Origin of the sequence: Chryseobacterium oncorhynchi (genome assembly GCF_002899895.1) — a bacterium.
GTDB lineage: Bacteria > Bacteroidota > Bacteroidia > Flavobacteriales > Weeksellaceae > Chryseobacterium > Chryseobacterium oncorhynchi.
The window spans coordinates 280,857-296,329 of sequence record NZ_PPEI02000002.1; the positions used below are offsets into that span (position 1 = coordinate 280,857).

Below are 15,473 nucleotides of genomic sequence, written 5' to 3' on the forward strand. Positions count from 1 at the left end.
AAACTACGACTCTATATTAAACTGCTTATTCAATATTTTATAGAGCAATCCTTTAACCAAAGGCTATCACACTCATTTTCTTAAAGATACATCACCTTATTTAACTAAAATAAATAAGTTCATGTAGATTTTCACGGGGAGATTATCTTTCAATAACCCGGAAAAAATTACGGCTAAAACAGAAAAAAAATAGGATAAAAAGACTAACGATTCTGATTGTTTATCCTCTTTTAATTCAATAAATTTGTGATAATATGGATATAAAAGAGGGAACAATATTACAATTACAGCTTGCTACACTAGAAAGTCAGGGATTATTGAAGAATTCTTCATTTGGAACGGGGAAAAATGCTGTACTGAAAGCCTTGGAACATCTTGGCTATATACAAATCGATACCTTATCTATTGTTGAGCGTGCCCACCATCATACCCTTTGGACAAGAGTCCCCGATTATCAACCAAGCTATTTAGAAGAGCTGGTGGAAGAGCGTAACGTATTTGAATATTGGTTTCATGCAGCTTCTTATCTTCCCATGAAAGATTTCCGTTATGCCTTACCTCAAATGCTAAGTGTTCAACAAAATCAATCTCATTATTATAATGCAGACCCAAAAGTCATGCAGTATGTTCTTGATGTCATTCGAAATGAGGGCCCTAAAAAGGCAAGAGATTTTGAAAATGAGAGTAAAAAGGCAGGAAGCTGGTGGAGCTGGAAACCTACCAAATTGGCCCTTGAAAGGCTGTTTATGCAAGGAGATTTGATGATTTCTAAACGTAAGGGGATGGAAAAAACGTATGACCTCCGTGAAAGAGTTCTGCCCCACCATATTGACCTAACAGAACCTACTCCATTTGAGTTTGCTAAATATCTGGTAAAAACCTATCTCCGTGCCTATGGTTTTACAACATTAAAGCAAATAACACACCTCAAAACCGGAGGAATATTGAAAAAAGATGTCAATGAAGTTTTACAATCAATGCTTCAGGAAAAGACCATACAACAGATTGATATTGATGGAATGGCTCCTATTTTCACAGAAAACAATTTACTGGAAAGAGTATTTGATGCCCCTCCTCGTGTTCAGCTTTTATCTCCATTTGACAATTCTATTATTCATCGTGACCGCATCCAGCAGATCTTCAACTTTGATTTTCGTCTTGAGTGCTATGTTCCCAAGGAAAAGAGAAAGTATGGTTATTTTTGCCTGCCTATTCTATTTGGAAATACATTTATCGGAAGAGTCGATTGTAAGGCACACCGAAAAACCAAACAGTTTGAACTCATCCATTTGCATATTGAAAATGTGAATATAGACACTGAATTGTGGCTGGAATCTTTTATAGAGTCAGTAAAACAGTTTGCCAGCTTTAATGGCTGCACAACTCTCTTGTTAACAAAAATAAGCCCTACAAAACTAACAGGAACAATAAAAAAAGCTCTAAACAAACTAGCATAATCTCTGATTAAGTTTGTTCCTTATATTGATGAAAAATTACCTAAATGACGGCCTTTAGTGATCAACATATTCTGAATGTCTTTTCTTTCGTTGGTGGAAATGTCCAGTTGGATACTTTTCTTTGGTAAGCTTAGTATTTTACAATCCGGCTTCTGAATATAAAAAAACTATGATACTCCATACATTTTCTTTTCCCAGGTTTTCAATTCGGTTACCACGGGCTCAGGTTTTGTCATAATTTTTTCCAGTAAAGCTGTAAAATTATTTGCAAGTCTTTCTGCTTCACCTGTTTCATAATCTATCATTACAATTGGAGGATTGCCCATAGACTCATTAAAATCAAAGCATACTTCTCCATAATCAGAAAAGTTTCCTATTCCAAGATATCCATGATCTAATAGAACCTCTTTCATATTTTCATTATTTTCTTTTAAGATTTGGTTCCATGATCCGATAGGTTTGGGGTAAAGCCTGATGTCATTGTCCAGAAAAATTGTATAAAAATGTTTATACCTCAAGTATTCTTTGTAGGAATCCGGGAAAGTAATTTCCAGATCAGACTCTAGCTTTTCGATCTCGTTATCACTAATGGCGGCATCTATTGCTTTCCAGATCTTATCATTCTCAGAAATCAAGCTTAATAACTCTGTGGTTGTACCTTTTTGCTCCAGGTTTACTTTTGCCGGTTTGTGTTTGAAAGTATTCCAGTCCATCTCACTTTCCATTGCAGGATGAACTTCTTTTTCATACATAAGATATTCTTTGTTCTTTTCTACCAGCTCAATTGCTTTATCTATATACGTTTTGATGATGCTCATTGGAAATAATTTTTCCTGAAAATTAGCACTTTTCAAGATAATCAGAATCAATATTCTATCTTAATTTGAAAATCCATTTGTATACGTTCTCTATTACGCTTTTATAAACAAGCCAGTCCATTACTTTTAGCAATGGACTGGCTTGTGGTGGTTAATTCAAATAAAATTTATTTTGTTTTTACTTCAGACCTCTGGATTCCAGTTCTTTTTCTAATGCCTGTTTATTTTTTTTCCATTGATTAGCGGCATAAAATGCAAAAACCAGTGGTAAGAATGTAAAAAGTCCGATCCCGTTTTTCACACTGCTGTATGTAGCAATACCAATCAGGAAACCAAGAATAGCTCCATTGATTATATTTTCAGATTTGGATTTTTTCTTCTTGTCTAGTAATTCCTGATCTGTTAATTCACTTAACTCTTTTTCCCTCATTAGTTTAAAGTCTTTTGGTTAGTTTTGTGTTGCTAACATACAAAAAAACTAATGTGTTTAACAATAGATTAAAGAAAGTCTAAGAAACTCTGTAAATACCAGATGAAAATAGATGAACTTATTGTTGACATTGTATAGCGATATAAACTCAAGAAAACAGTCATACCAAGATGATAGAAGTGATCATCTTTCTTACAGCACCCTTAAAAACCTCTTACATAAAGCAAGAGGTAAATGAACATATAATGAAAATAAAAAGTAATTTAACCTGCATTAATGTTCTTTCAAACAATATATCCAGATACTAAAAGTGTATGGATCTTAAATTGTAAAAAAAATATAAAAATATGAGACTGAAATGACAAAGGGTATCAAAATAATACCCCTTGTAATCAAGATCTAAATTATGCTAACTTTACGTTCACTGCGTTTAAACCTTTGTCGCTTTTTTGTACATCAAAAACTACTTTATCATTTTCACGGATTGAACTTGTGTTTAATCCTGAAGAATGTACAAATATGTCTTTACTCCCGTCTGATGGAGAAATAAACCCGAAGCCTTTTGCTTCATTGAAAAATTTTACTGTGCCTTCTTGCATTGTAATTATTATTAAAAATTGTATGTATTATGATCTGTAGACTTTACAGATTTTATTTCTGAAATAAACTAACAGGCATTGTAAATCCTATCAGCTTTTGAATATTTTTTAGATCCAAACACTCCTCGGTATCACAAAATGAAATAGCGATTCTTTCTGTACCGGATCTTCCTGTTTTTCCAATTCGGTGAACATAGGTTTCCGGAATATTTGGAAGTTCATAATTGACGACATAAGGAAAATCTTCTATATCCATTCCTCTTGCCGCAGTGTCAGTAGCAACCAACACTTTAATTCTGCTGTTTTTAAAATCATCAAGAGCACTTTGTTTTGCTTCCTGTGATTTGTTTCCATGAATAGCTGCTGCAAAAATCCCTACGCTTTCCAGCTGCTGAACAAGTTTATTGGCAACCTGTTTCGTACGTGTAAAAACCAGTGATTTTATACTGTCTTTTTTACGCAATATATCAATCAGTAAATCAGCTTTATTTTCTTTCTCTACAAAATACACGGATTGTTTAACAGTTTGTGTCGTTGAAGATACTGAATTTATTGTAATGTTTATAGGATTATTCAGGACTGTCTCTGCAAATTTCTTTAGACTTATCGGCATTGTTCCTGAAAAGAAGAGTGCTTGTCTTTTCTGAGGGGTTTGTTTTAAAATCTTTTTTATATCATTTACAAATCCCATTTCAAGCATCTTATCTGCTTCATCTAAAACCAGTATTTCAATTTTAGAAAGATCAATATGTCTTTGATTATCCAGCTCCAAAAGTTTATCGGGAGTTGCAACAAGAATATCCACTCTTTTTCTTAGAGCTGCAAGCAGACTTCCCGTTGAAATACCTTCATAAATCGAAAGTTGAGATAAAGGTAAATACTTACTATAAATTCCCAAGTCTTCTTCTATCTGTATAGCCAGTTCCCGGGTTGGGGTAAGTATTAAGGTTCGTATTTCTTTATGTTCGGGAGTGTGTCTTTTAAGTAACTGTAGAATTGGCATTGCAAATGCTGCTGTCTTTCCGGAACCTGTTTGAGCGCATCCAATAATATCTTTTCCTTCCAAAATATGCGGAATTGCAATTTCCTGTATTTCAGTAGGTTTGGAATAACCAGCTTCTGTAACAGCACGGATAATTGGATTGATTAGATTTAAATTTTTAAAACTCATTATACATTCCGGTCTTCCGGTAGTTTGTAAGCAAATCTGTTTATCAGAATTTGATTTGGTGTATTGGGATAAAACAAATTAAGAAATACTCTCTCGGCTTATCATTTTGCTTGCTTTCACTATAACAATAACATTAAAATATTATTGATTACCTTGCAATAGCATATCGCTCCTATTTACAATAGGAATCTATAATCTTCTGCTTTCACATTTGAAATAAAGACTATAAATTGGTAGCTGAAAAAGCAGAACTGAAAGAAAAGATTGTGATTTTAAACTCTTACAGAATAGCAAAGGCAGTGACCTATTTTATAAATGCTCTGCAAACGTACAACAAAGAAAAACAACAAAACTATATTTAATTAGTTGATTATCAAAAATATATTCGTAGCTTCCGCACGTCAACCTAATTATTTGCAAGTGCGGATGATTTTAAGCTCCGAAGTATGCAAACATCCGTTCCCATAACAGAACCTTACCCCTGTACATTAGAATCATATGCTGTACCTCATGTAAAAATTGCTTATTTTATCATGGTTCATCATAAACCTGAAGTATTTAAGGCCATGTTTCAGAAAATCTATACAAGGGATCAGTTTTATCTTATTCATATTGACAGGAAATCAAATTCAAAGTTTACGGAAGAAATTCAGCTGTATATTGTTCAGTTTCCCAATGTTTATATTTTAGAAAGCCTGAATATTGTATCAGGTGGCTTTAGTATGATTCAGGCGGAACTTAATGCCATGGAATTTCTATTGAATGTAAACCAGGGATGGGATTATTTCATTAATCTAAGTGGTGAAGACTACCCTCTCCGATCTCAAAATATCATCCGTAAGTTTCTTACGGCTAATAAGGGACGAAATTATCTCTTTTATTATGACCAGGAATTTTACAGACCAGATACCTTACAAAGAATACAGAATCACTTTACGGAATTAGCCTATATGGTTTCCTCTTTCATTTACAAAAGAGAATTCATGAAAGGAGTAATACCTTATATTGGAGGGAAATGGTTTATGTTTACAAAAGAAACCTGTATATTCTTAACCAACAATAAAAGGGTGATGGATTTTGAGGATTACTATCTTCATACTTTTTTACCTGCCGAATCATTTTTCCAGACTGTTCTTATGAATACATCTTTCAATGATATTATCGTTAATGATGATAAAAGAGCAATATTTGGACAATCTATTTTCCAAAATAAACAGAATATATTATCCTATATAGAGTCTTTGAAATCCAGCAATCAACTTTTTATCAGAAAAGTAAACAAAAAGACAGATGAAAATATCCTGAGCTACATTGAAGACAGCTTTCTCTTTCCTTTACCCGAGATTGATGAAATTGAAAGAGAATTAAAAAGGAACGACCGTCAAAATAATTGATTGTCAAGGCAACAATATGCTTTAGTACACTCCATAAGCCTTCCCCATTATTTCTTTTTGATGATAATGTCTCCCGCTCCCAATCTAAGTTTCTCATTATGGATACTCACTTCAATCCAATGATCAGGATTATCCGATTCACAATCGTTTATTATTCTATAATCAGAATATCCGGTATTAGAATCAGGTAATTCCAGAATGGTTTTAATTGTTTTTTGATTGATCTGATGATTATCAAAAATACTCAATAAATAGAGGGTTTCTGACAGCTCTTTTTTAAGTTGCAAATGAGATTCTTTATTTCCTTCTCTACTTATTAAATCGTTCAATTCATCTATTTCTCTGACTATAAATTCTTTTGCTGTCATGTCTTATTATTTTATCTCAGCCAAACATCGGGGTATTTTGAATAAAAAAGCCCCGGCTTTAATAAACCGAGGCATATATCAAATAAGGCTCTCTACAGGCTGATATTATCTAAAAGAGCTTTTACTTCTTCTAAAGAAATTTTATTTCCAGAAGCTACAATAGAATATCTGTTTCCCTCCAGATATTGGATGTTTGCCATTTCATCGCTCTCATACATGCTTGAATCAAATAAAGCCTGCCATCCTTTGTAACTCTTAATAATAAGCTTATCACCAGGCTCTTCTATTGCTTTAATTTCTAAATAATTAAGCAAACTTGACTTCACCTGATCTGCCCCCTGGCCTGCTCCATCTGCTACCATCAGATAAACATTTTGATCTCCTTTCTTATAATTTGCTGTAGCAAATGAACCGGTATCTTTGTCCTCAAAAGCATCAACTTCTGTTAACTTAAATCCAGCTACTTCCTTCTTAAATTTAGCTTTGAATTCACTTACAATAATAGGCTTCATTTTCTTTAAATCCTTAGTCAGATTCTCAACTTTCAATGAATCCGGATTCCCATATGCTTTTTCAATTTGAATAGTTGGCCTTTTGGCAAAAACAGAATTAGACCCTACGGTAAGTACCAATGCCATTGCTAAAAATCCTGTTCCTAGATAAGTAATTTTCATAGTTTATTATAGTTTTAACAGGGTCACTCTCTGCAAAAAACACACCAATGTCTATTTAATTCAGTATAAAATAGACTTTAAACTAGTTGTCAAAGAGCTTTTTTAGTTCATATTCAATTTCGTTATCATTTGTCTCAGCAATTTTCACAAAATTGAGTCGTTCCAGAAGCTTAATAGCCGGGCCATTTTGTTGGCTTGTTGCTGCCCATATTCGTTTTAATCCCATTTGAGTCAGCCCGAAATCAATGGCAAGTAACATTCCATCTGTCATATATCCCTGTCCATAATACTTTGATAATAAAACACAGCCCAATTCTCCCTCTCCCTTATCCAATCCACGGTAGTATCCACAGGTTCCAACAATTTTGCCGGTTACGTTATCTACAATTCCCCAGTGAATAGAATTGCCATCCTTATAATCCTGATTGATCTTTGCCTGCATTTCGGCAGCTTGCTGAACAGTTTTTGCCTGAACAGCATCATAAAATGAAATTTCAATAAGGTCATTCAGATCTGTATCGAGAATCTGTCTTAGTGACACTCTACCACCTGATACGGTTGGAAAATTGTTGGGTTGGAAAAGGTTCATGGTTGATAAAATTAGTGATAGTAAGTAACGTTTTTATTTTAATCGGTTAATTTCTGCAATATATTTTCTTGCATTATCATTTTTAGGATTTAGCTCAAGTGACTTTTTATAATTAGAAAGTGATTTTTCATAATTCTTATTTGTAAAGTAAGCTTCTCCAAGGCTGTCATATAAATTTGCATTTTTTGGATCTTCTGAAATTGCAAATTCAAATACTTTTATGGCCTTTTGTATGTGATTACCAGCAATCAGTTCATAGCCAAAATTATTTAAAGGTATACTTCCTGATACATAATTAGTAGTATCATTTTTTGATTTTTTATATTCCACAACGGCTTTTTCAAAATCATTCAAAAACTCATTTTGCAATAATGAAACTAAATTGATTTTTGGGTAATTAATTAAATCAGTTTCAATTCTATTGTACAAACTAGACCAATCGTTTAATGCAGCTTCAGACTTATTGTTCATAATGAGTACGAATCCATAATGAGAATCCGGGCAAATTAACACTCCGCTTTGAATGCCATATGAAGTTCCTGTTTTGCCATAATAGGCCCCTTCTTTCTTTCCAAATCCAACATCCCACAAGTACCCTTTATCATCATTATCTTCTTCTTCTTTAAATAAAAGACGAGTAGCTTCTTTAATTAAAGGATTATTGCTTTCTAATTGAAATTGCATAAATTTTGTAAGGTCAGGTAAACTACTAATCATTCCATAAGCACCACCCAATAAAGGGTTTTTATCTAGTGGAGCCAATTTTCGATCTTCACCATAGCCATTTACCAGTTGTTTTTTATGTTTTTCGTAATCCTGTAAATAGGTATTTTTCATATCTAATTCTACCAGAAAATCTTTTAATATATCGCCATAAGATTTATGATAAACTTGTTCCAAAATATAGGCAAGTAACTCTGGTCCTACAGAATTATAGCTATAAAGTGTTCCAGGTTTTTTATCTAATACTACCGTTTTAAGTTCGTCAAACAAGTCTGACATATTATAATTAAAAGGTCTGCTTTCATAATAACCTTCGGCTGTCTTTTTATTGATGCTTTCTAACTTTGGGGGAGTCTTGTTTTTAAAACCAAGAGTATGGGTCAATAAATTTTTAATTGTAATAGGTGTATTTTCAAATTGCAAGTTTGGATAATCACCTTTTAAATATTTTCTAATATCGTCATCCAGTGTTATCTTTTTCTCTAAAACAGCTTTAGCAGCTAAAGAGCCTGCAAAGGCTTTTGAAATAGAAGCAATTTCATACAATGTATTGTCATTAGGTTTATTGTTAGAATTCTTATCTATTTCACCATAATATTGCTGATAAACTTTACCATCTTTATAAATCGCTATTGCCAGAGAGTTGATATTTCCTTTTTTCAAAGTATTTCCTGCATATTGATCTACTATGCTGCTCAGGTTCTTAAAGGAATAATCTTCAGTTTGTCCTTTTTTTTCAATACTTCCTTGTCCACTCGCTAGACTTACTATACCAAGCGCAGCAATAAATAATAGTTTTTTCATACTTGTAAAAAATTAAATTAGCAATACGTTTCGCTACCAATAACACTTTAAATACAACAATTCATTCAACCTATATAATGTAAAAAGCATCTGTAAAAGCCATATACATTTCAATCGCAACTCTTTCTATTTTAACCTTTTCTTATGCATTACATTTTTAACAAAGAAACATCACCCTTTACTTTGTGGAAGAAGAAAAATCCCTAATTAGAGTCCCTTTTAAATTATTTCACCAAAACAAGGGGTTTATTTCTGGTCTTTAATTAATTTCATTAAGTCGGTATGGGTTTTAAACGTTTTTTTGAAATCATCCAAATTATATCCGATATTTTCTAAAACAATTAAATTCATATTTGTCTTAGGGTAGTAATAGGCCGCTGAAGGAAAACCCGGAGCATATCCAAATGCCCCTATCTGAGTATTCTGTTCTCCATCTAAAAATAATAAGCCATATCCATATTCTATTTTGTCAAAAACAGGATGCTTTCTGGTGGCGTATCGTGTTTTCATCATATCCAAGGTAGTGTTCTTTACTAGTTTTCCTGAGTATAACAGTCTATACCATTTTAATACGTCTTCAGCATTAGATATAAAACCTCCTCCAGCTATATATTTGACAGGATTACCCTCGGCATGTATAAGTTTACCATTTTCATCCTCTTCATATCCCTTTACAAGATTGTTGTATTTTTTATTATCAGGATGAAAAGTATTTTTCAGTCCATATTGGGTAAATAGTTCTGTTGATATTTTTTCAAAAGATTTATGGTTTATTTTTTCAAGTATTTGAGCTAATAGCCCGAATCCTATTTGCGAGTAATGAAATTGGGTTCCCACTTCAAATTCGAGGGGCTGGTCAATTTCTAAAATCCCATGGGTATGGGTAAGCAAATGATGAATCGTGACCTGCTTGGCCCAAGGTTGCGTAATTTCGGGGAAATACTTATCAAGTTTATCAGTTAACTGTAAATTTCCCTTTTCATATTCTCTAAGAATTAAAACAGCAGTAATTTGTTTACTGATAGATCCAATGTAAAACTGATCTTTTGTTTTTAATTTTGTTTTGTTATCAATATCAGAATACCCAAATGCTTTTTCATACTGAATAGTTGAATCTTTTGCTACTAATATTACCCCATTGAAATGATTATTAATCACTATACTATCGATTGCTGATAAGGAAGAGGAATATTGATCTTTATTTGCATTATTAGTGGTACATGAAGAAATTAGCAGGAATAAGGATATTCCTAAAACATTTAATTTCATTATATTTTTTTACGGATTTTTTCAAAAATACAAAAAGCCTGGAATGAAATACTTGGAAATTAGGTATTCCATTTCAACTATAATAAAAAATGGGTAATGTTAAAGATTGATTATTCACGTTTTCCGTTAATATAGGCATACATAGCAGTAGCATGGCCATGGCCTAATTCAAAATCCTCCTTTAACCAATTGATTATTTCCGTTGCTTTGATCTCTTTTTTTATTTTACCATCTTCCGTAAACCCTTTTTGAGCTGCTAGACCTTCAAAATCAGAACGGGACTTCCCTGTTTTTTCTTCAATGTTTTTGATATAAGTTTGAAATGACATATTATTTTATATTTTGGTGATGTTTATTTATCAAATGGCGTTCTCTAATTTATTAAAATTTATTGATTTTAAGGTACTTAAATATTCCTAATTTTTAAATCTTAAAAACTTATAGTTCTTAAGATGTTGACAGGGTTTACTCTTTTTCAAAAGACTGCACTCAAAGTCTAAATAAACAATAACAGCCTAAATACTAATCAAAAAAATCCAGTAAATAACTGGATTTTTTTGATATTCAATAATATAAGATTATAATTTCTTCCATAAAAAGAAGATGTCAATTTATTTGATTACTGTAGCTTTAAAAGAAAAGGATGTACCTCCAACATCACCAGAATCGTATATATAAACAGTTACGGTATTGGCTGCTGTTACTTTTGTAGTATAGATTGGCGGATAAGTTCCTGAAATATTGCTTGTTGGGTTTACTATAACCGCATCACCTATGGCTGCTCCATTAATCGTTATTGTAAATGACACAGCACTACCTGATGGAGGCAAAGTCACAGTAGCTGTTCCTGTTAATAATTGTGCACCAGTATTTGGTGTAGACCAAGTCCCATCCCCTCTAAGATAAGTGGCAGAACCCGCTGTACCGGCAGATGTAGCTATTTTAGCTACTGTAACGGAAGCATCAGCAATTTTGGTTGTTGTTATTTTGGAACTTCCAATAGTGGTAACTCCAGAAGTACTCATAGTGACATCTCCACTTAGACTTACTGGGTTAGTGGGCGCAAATGGAGTCGCCCCAGTTATATAAACCTGCCCTGAAGCAGAGCCATTCGCAAAACCTGAACCTGTAGCACCCTGAGCTCCTGTTGCTCCAGTAGCACCTGTTAACCCTTGAACTCCTACAACTCCTGTTGCTCCTTGAATACCCTGAATCCCTTGTGGACCCGTTGCTCCGGTAACTCCTATTGCTCCGGTTACTCCGGTAGCACCCGTTAGCCCTTGAGCTCCTACAATACCTGTTGCTCCGGTAATTCCCTGAATCCCTTGTGGACCCGTTGCACCGGTAACTCCTATTGCTCCCGTTGCTCCAGTAGCACCCGTTAACCCTTGAGCTCCTACAGCACCTGTTGCTCCGGCAATTCCTTGAATCCCTTGTGAACCTGTTGCACCAGTAGCACCTACTAATCCTTGAACCCCTACAGCTCCTGTTGCTCCTTGAATACCCTGAATACCTTGTGGACCCGTTGCACCGGTAGCACCTACTAATCCTTGAACTCCTACAGCACCTGTCGCTCCTTGAATCCCTTGTGAACCCGTTGCTCCAGTAGCACCTACTAATCCTTGAACTCCTATTGCTCCTGTTGCGCCGGTAATTCCCTGAATCCCCTGCGGACCTGTTGCTCCTTGCGGCCCTGGAAGAGAACTCCCTGAAGTTTTTGCGTATAAAGCATAAGGAACACTTAATAGTTGTGAGGTTCCTGTTATGGTATAATTATTTGACCCGCTAGGATCTGTTTCAATTTTTATAAAATAAATATCTGATCCCCAATTAATTGTAGAGTAAGAACCACTCACTAAAGTACCGGCACCTATTTTTACAGTTACTAAACCATTACTATTAGTAGGTTGAGTTTGAGTTTCGGAGTATACTACTGTTCCTGTTGTGGACCCTTTCAATATAGAAAATCTCATTCCTACATTCTGATTACTAACCAATTGGTTACTTGAATTTCTGATAATAGCCTGATAACTCATGGCATCCTGCACTTGTGAAAACACCAAAGCAGAAGCCAGAGAGGCTGTTAGAAGAGAAAGCTTTTTCATAGGTAATTAGTTTTTTATATTTTATTTATCTGTTTTTAAAACCTTAAAAATTTTGATGACCTTACCATCTTTTGATATTTTTAATAAATAGATGGTAGCCGGATAAGACGTCATTGTAATTTGAGTTTGTGCCTGAAGAATAGGTTTACTGGTCAATAACTTACCACTGCTATCAAAAAGATCATAGCGATACTTATCGTAATCTTTAAATCCCATTTTCAAATTGAGAATATCTGTTGTGGGGTTTGGGAAAACAGTAAGGTTCAAACTGATTTCGGTGATATCAACTCCTAATGTTGTGGTAATTTCATAAGGCTGTTGAACGCCTGCAACAATATTTCCTACAGAAGAAGATGTTGTGTCGTAAAAAATTTGGCCTAAAGAAGCTGTGATATTCCCTGCAGTGCCAGACATATTAGTGCCACTCGTATTTAGGGTTTCTTGTCCCGAAACCTGAATCGAGAAACTAACAAGAAACAAGGAAAGTGTAAAAAGTGTAGTTTTCATAGCATATTAATATATATCTTATTAGTTTTTATTATTTATCAAATATATAATTATATTATGATAACTATATTAATTTATGATTAAAAAAAATCTAGAAGATATTTCTTGCTATTTCTATAACCTTTCACTTTCTACATTAAAACTGAGAAAAGTAAATTTTGGTAAATCTTGCAACAATTAAATAAGACCCCTTAAATAATCTCTATTTTGTCTTACAGAAAGACAATCTGGTCTTGAAACAGAGGCTTTTTCATTGTATTCATTGGCTTTTTTATAGTCTCCTAAAAAAGAGAGACATACACAAGCCTCAATATTAGGAATATATCCTGAATAATCGGAAAATACGAAACCTACAGAGTTAGATTGCGGAAGCCTTGTAGCTAAATCAAACCATTTAAATGCCTGACTATATTTTTGCTCATCTTTATAATAATAACCTAATTCACAACAAATCTCTGGTCTCGGGACATCATATTCTAAGCTTTTGAGTAAAGTTGGAAGAATTTTTTCTCTAGCACCCGTTTTTTTATACTCAATAGCCAGTTGATGGCAACAAGTTATCACATCTTCTACCCAGCCTGATCCTGAATTTAAAAACTTTTCATAATAAATAATTGCTTTATCAGTCTCGTTATGATCTCTCAATTCTCTAGCATAATAATACAATTGCCTTGCTGAAAACTCTTTTCCATTATTCTCTAAAGTTTTATATATATCTATATTTCTTGTAGAAAGTACTTCGGATTTTGTTTTTTTATGCCAAATTTCAATATCGGTATAATGGAGGTTACCGATCAAGGGAATACATTCATGAACCGGATCAATCCATTGATAATTTTTATTTCTTTTAAATAACCTTTCGCGTGTTGAATGAAAAGTAGGATGATTGTTTTCATCAAATGACAAAACATATTTCATCGTGACAATTTCAACATCCTCATTCAACGTTTTCTTCAGTTCATTTATTTCTTTAACTGATTTTTCCGGTACAACATCATCAGCGTCCAACCACATCTGATAGTCCATAACTGCTTTTGAAAATGCAAAATTGCGTGCTGCTGAAAAATCATTAATCCATTCAAAATCAAAAACTTTATCTGTAAATTGTTTGGCAATTTCTTTGGTTGTATCGGTAGAACCTGTATCTACTATAATGATTTCATCTGCAAATTTTACTGCACTTTCCAAACATCTGCTTAAAACATCCTGCTCATTTTTAACAATTAAACACAAACTTATTTTCATGGACTTCAACTCATTTTTATGGATATAAAGATACTTGTATTAATTACAGATACTAATATACATTTCTTTAAGGACTTAAATGTAGGGGCAAAGATTCAATCAATTGGACCATTAATTTACATTACAAACTGATAATCATTTATTTGAATTGAATCCTACAAAATGTTTTAAGAAAAACAAATACACCCTAAAACTTTTTGAACACTTATAAAAATCTTGGCAAAAGTATACAAATAAAAAACTACAAATCAATGACTTGCAGTTTCTTATTTAAATAGAAAACGGATTAAGTTTTTAGGACTAAATTTTAGTTTTATTTTACTCTAACTCAATGGGATTATATCCTTTTCTTTCTGTTTCACTTACTTTTTGTCTTTTCTGGTCATCTGAAAATACAGTCCCCATCTTTTCTAATTCATATTTGGCATTTTCTCTGAAATTTTTCATTGCCTGAATTAATTCTTCTTTTGTAACCAACTTAGCATTGTGATAACGAGCTTCATTGATACTTACCTTTTTTCCTTTTAAATTTGAACTTGATACTGATTTTACCAATTCAAAATCATAATCCCCTGTTTTATCTGTTATTTTAACAATCAAACCTGGGAGACCACTAAACTTGTAGGGACCATAGAGAAAAGGAATTTCGGTTGAATACCATGCAGTCCAATCTCTGCCCTTATAATTTACCTCTGCCTTTTTACAATTAATAGAATTAATTACTTTGGTTTCATCCACCAGTTTCCAGTTACTAATTACAGAACTACTATACGATAGAAGCGTCATTCCTACTGTTTCATAAAATTGCGAATTGTCATTGGTCTGGATAATTAAAAATTTGAATTTTGACAATGGTAACCCTCTCATATCAATATTGAAATTATTCCTATTCTTATTATACTGCTCCATAAAAAGGGAATCAAATTTCAACCTGTTTTCACTGATAAAAAAACTACGTGTATCAGTTATTTGCAGTGAAAAAAGCTCCTTGTAAACATTATCCCGATTCAGTATATTAGGCTTATATTGAAGCAGATAAGTAAATTCCCCTCGCAATGAATCACTTACAACTGTTTGTGAAAAAGAAACAGAGAAAAAGGATAAAAATAAAATTATTATAATGTATTTTTTTGTAAGATTCATGTACTTTATTTATGAAAAACCATTCAAAAAATTCATGTGATTACTTTTTGTTTTAGACACTTATAAGGGTTAATAGTTCCTTTTATTTAATCTAGATACAAGTCTCTAAAAGCAATCCAATCTATTCTTTGAATGGTTTATTGCTTGTTACTTTAGGTTAAAAACAAATAATATGCT

16 protein-coding genes are annotated in these 15,473 nt (G+C 33.1%); 2 read left to right on the plus strand and 14 right to left on the minus strand.

The annotated features are described in order from the left end of the window. Positions 1 to 254 precede the first annotated feature (254 nt). The gene (locus C1638_RS06925) at positions 255 to 1,457 is read left to right on the plus strand and encodes a winged helix-turn-helix domain-containing protein (protein ID WP_109619492.1); all 1,203 of its coding nucleotides are present in this window, start codon (positions 255 to 257) and stop codon (positions 1,455 to 1,457) included. Positions 1,458 to 1,624: 167 nt separating this feature from the next. Here the strand turns inward: C1638_RS06925 and C1638_RS06930 are convergent, their stop codons facing one another. The 4 genes from C1638_RS06930 to C1638_RS06945 all read right to left on the minus strand — a co-directional run bounded on the left by C1638_RS06930 (position 1,625) and on the right by C1638_RS06945 (position 4,475). Continuing rightward, complete coding sequence (locus C1638_RS06930; RefSeq protein WP_123838353.1) at positions 1,625 to 2,275, minus strand: SMI1/KNR4 family protein; 651 nt, start codon at positions 2,273 to 2,275, stop codon at positions 1,625 to 1,627. A gap of 178 nt (positions 2,276 to 2,453) precedes the next feature. Next, positions 2,454 to 2,705, minus strand: a complete 252-nt coding sequence (locus C1638_RS06935; protein WP_109619495.1) for an FUSC family protein — start codon at positions 2,703 to 2,705, stop codon at positions 2,454 to 2,456. Positions 2,706 to 3,109: 404 nt separating this feature from the next. Further along, positions 3,110 to 3,304, minus strand: coding sequence for a cold-shock protein (locus C1638_RS06940; protein ID WP_109619497.1), 195 nt, complete (start codon positions 3,302 to 3,304; stop codon positions 3,110 to 3,112). Between the two features lie 52 nt (positions 3,305 to 3,356). Then, a complete protein-coding gene (locus C1638_RS06945) occupies positions 3,357 to 4,475 on the minus strand; it encodes a DEAD/DEAH box helicase (protein WP_109619500.1) in 1,119 nt (372 codons plus the stop codon). 446 nt (positions 4,476 to 4,921) lie between these two features. On the opposite strand from C1638_RS06945, the gene C1638_RS06950 reads away from it, so the two are divergent. Beyond that, positions 4,922 to 5,869, plus strand: a complete 948-nt coding sequence (locus tag C1638_RS06950; RefSeq protein WP_109619501.1) for a beta-1,6-N-acetylglucosaminyltransferase — start codon at positions 4,922 to 4,924, stop codon at positions 5,867 to 5,869. Between the two features lie 47 nt (positions 5,870 to 5,916). Here the strand turns inward: C1638_RS06950 and C1638_RS06955 are convergent, their stop codons facing one another. The 10 genes from C1638_RS06955 to C1638_RS07000 form a co-directional block, all read right to left on the minus strand. Beyond that, complete coding sequence (locus C1638_RS06955; protein WP_109619503.1) at positions 5,917 to 6,237, minus strand: hypothetical protein; 321 nt, start codon at positions 6,235 to 6,237, stop codon at positions 5,917 to 5,919. Between the two features lie 92 nt (positions 6,238 to 6,329). Continuing rightward, positions 6,330 to 6,911, minus strand: coding sequence for a hypothetical protein (locus C1638_RS06960; RefSeq protein ID WP_109619505.1), 582 nt, complete (start codon positions 6,909 to 6,911; stop codon positions 6,330 to 6,332). An 82-nt stretch (positions 6,912 to 6,993) separates the two neighbouring features. Continuing rightward, positions 6,994 to 7,500, minus strand: coding sequence for a GNAT family N-acetyltransferase (locus C1638_RS06965; RefSeq protein WP_109619507.1), 507 nt, complete (start codon positions 7,498 to 7,500; stop codon positions 6,994 to 6,996). 33 nt (positions 7,501 to 7,533) lie between these two features. After that, complete coding sequence (locus tag C1638_RS06970) at positions 7,534 to 9,027, minus strand: serine hydrolase domain-containing protein (RefSeq protein ID WP_109619509.1); 1,494 nt, start codon at positions 9,025 to 9,027, stop codon at positions 7,534 to 7,536. 246 nt (positions 9,028 to 9,273) lie between these two features. Next, on the minus strand, positions 9,274 to 10,296 hold the full coding sequence (locus C1638_RS06975) for a serine hydrolase domain-containing protein (RefSeq protein WP_109619510.1): 1,023 nt from the start codon (positions 10,294 to 10,296) through the stop codon (positions 9,274 to 9,276). 110 nt (positions 10,297 to 10,406) lie between these two features. Further along, positions 10,407 to 10,625 (minus strand): DUF4287 domain-containing protein, encoded by a 219-nt coding sequence (locus C1638_RS06980; protein WP_109619512.1) that lies wholly within the window; start codon positions 10,623 to 10,625, stop codon positions 10,407 to 10,409. 282 nt (positions 10,626 to 10,907) lie between these two features. After that, on the minus strand, positions 10,908 to 12,401 hold the full coding sequence (locus C1638_RS06985; protein WP_228428069.1) for a DUF8740 domain-containing protein: 1,494 nt from the start codon (positions 12,399 to 12,401) through the stop codon (positions 10,908 to 10,910). A 21-nt stretch (positions 12,402 to 12,422) separates the two neighbouring features. Then, the gene (locus C1638_RS06990) at positions 12,423 to 12,908 is read right to left on the minus strand and encodes a T9SS type A sorting domain-containing protein (RefSeq protein ID WP_109619514.1); all 486 of its coding nucleotides are present in this window, start codon (positions 12,906 to 12,908) and stop codon (positions 12,423 to 12,425) included. 177 nt (positions 12,909 to 13,085) lie between these two features. Further along, on the minus strand, positions 13,086 to 14,153 hold the full coding sequence (locus tag C1638_RS06995) for a glycosyltransferase family 2 protein (protein ID WP_109619516.1): 1,068 nt from the start codon (positions 14,151 to 14,153) through the stop codon (positions 13,086 to 13,088). A gap of 318 nt (positions 14,154 to 14,471) precedes the next feature. Next, positions 14,472 to 15,296 (minus strand): GLPGLI family protein, encoded by an 825-nt coding sequence (locus C1638_RS07000; protein ID WP_185140413.1) that lies wholly within the window; start codon positions 15,294 to 15,296, stop codon positions 14,472 to 14,474. Between the last annotated feature and the right edge of the window lie 177 nt (positions 15,297 to 15,473).

Bases quoted from the DNA above. Each gene is read 5' to 3' on its own strand.
- C1638_RS06925 (WP_109619492.1), top strand. From the start codon at position 255: ATGGATATAAAAGAGGGAACAATATTACAATTACAGCTTGCTACACTA.
- C1638_RS06930 (WP_123838353.1), bottom strand. From the start codon at position 2,275: ATGAGCATCATCAAAACGTATATAGATAAAGCAATTGAGCTGGTAGAA.
- C1638_RS06935 (WP_109619495.1), bottom strand. From the start codon at position 2,705: ATGAGGGAAAAAGAGTTAAGTGAATTAACAGATCAGGAATTACTAGAC.
- C1638_RS06940 (WP_109619497.1), bottom strand. From the start codon at position 3,304: ATGCAAGAAGGCACAGTAAAATTTTTCAATGAAGCAAAAGGCTTCGGG.
- C1638_RS06945 (WP_109619500.1), bottom strand. From the start codon at position 4,475: ATGAGTTTTAAAAATTTAAATCTAATCAATCCAATTATCCGTGCTGTT.
- C1638_RS06950 (WP_109619501.1), top strand. From the start codon at position 4,922: ATGCAAACATCCGTTCCCATAACAGAACCTTACCCCTGTACATTAGAA.
- C1638_RS06955 (WP_109619503.1), bottom strand. From the start codon at position 6,237: ATGACAGCAAAAGAATTTATAGTCAGAGAAATAGATGAATTGAACGAT.
- C1638_RS06960 (WP_109619505.1), bottom strand. From the start codon at position 6,911: ATGAAAATTACTTATCTAGGAACAGGATTTTTAGCAATGGCATTGGTA.
- C1638_RS06965 (WP_109619507.1), bottom strand. From the start codon at position 7,500: ATGAACCTTTTCCAACCCAACAATTTTCCAACCGTATCAGGTGGTAGA.
- C1638_RS06970 (WP_109619509.1), bottom strand. From the start codon at position 9,027: ATGAAAAAACTATTATTTATTGCTGCGCTTGGTATAGTAAGTCTAGCG.
- C1638_RS06975 (WP_109619510.1), bottom strand. From the start codon at position 10,296: ATGAAATTAAATGTTTTAGGAATATCCTTATTCCTGCTAATTTCTTCA.
- C1638_RS06980 (WP_109619512.1), bottom strand. From the start codon at position 10,625: ATGTCATTTCAAACTTATATCAAAAACATTGAAGAAAAAACAGGGAAG.
- C1638_RS06985 (WP_228428069.1), bottom strand. From the start codon at position 12,401: ATGAAAAAGCTTTCTCTTCTAACAGCCTCTCTGGCTTCTGCTTTGGTG.
- C1638_RS06990 (WP_109619514.1), bottom strand. From the start codon at position 12,908: ATGAAAACTACACTTTTTACACTTTCCTTGTTTCTTGTTAGTTTCTCG.
- C1638_RS06995 (WP_109619516.1), bottom strand. From the start codon at position 14,153: ATGAAAATAAGTTTGTGTTTAATTGTTAAAAATGAGCAGGATGTTTTA.
- C1638_RS07000 (WP_185140413.1), bottom strand. From the start codon at position 15,296: ATGAATCTTACAAAAAAATACATTATAATAATTTTATTTTTATCCTTT.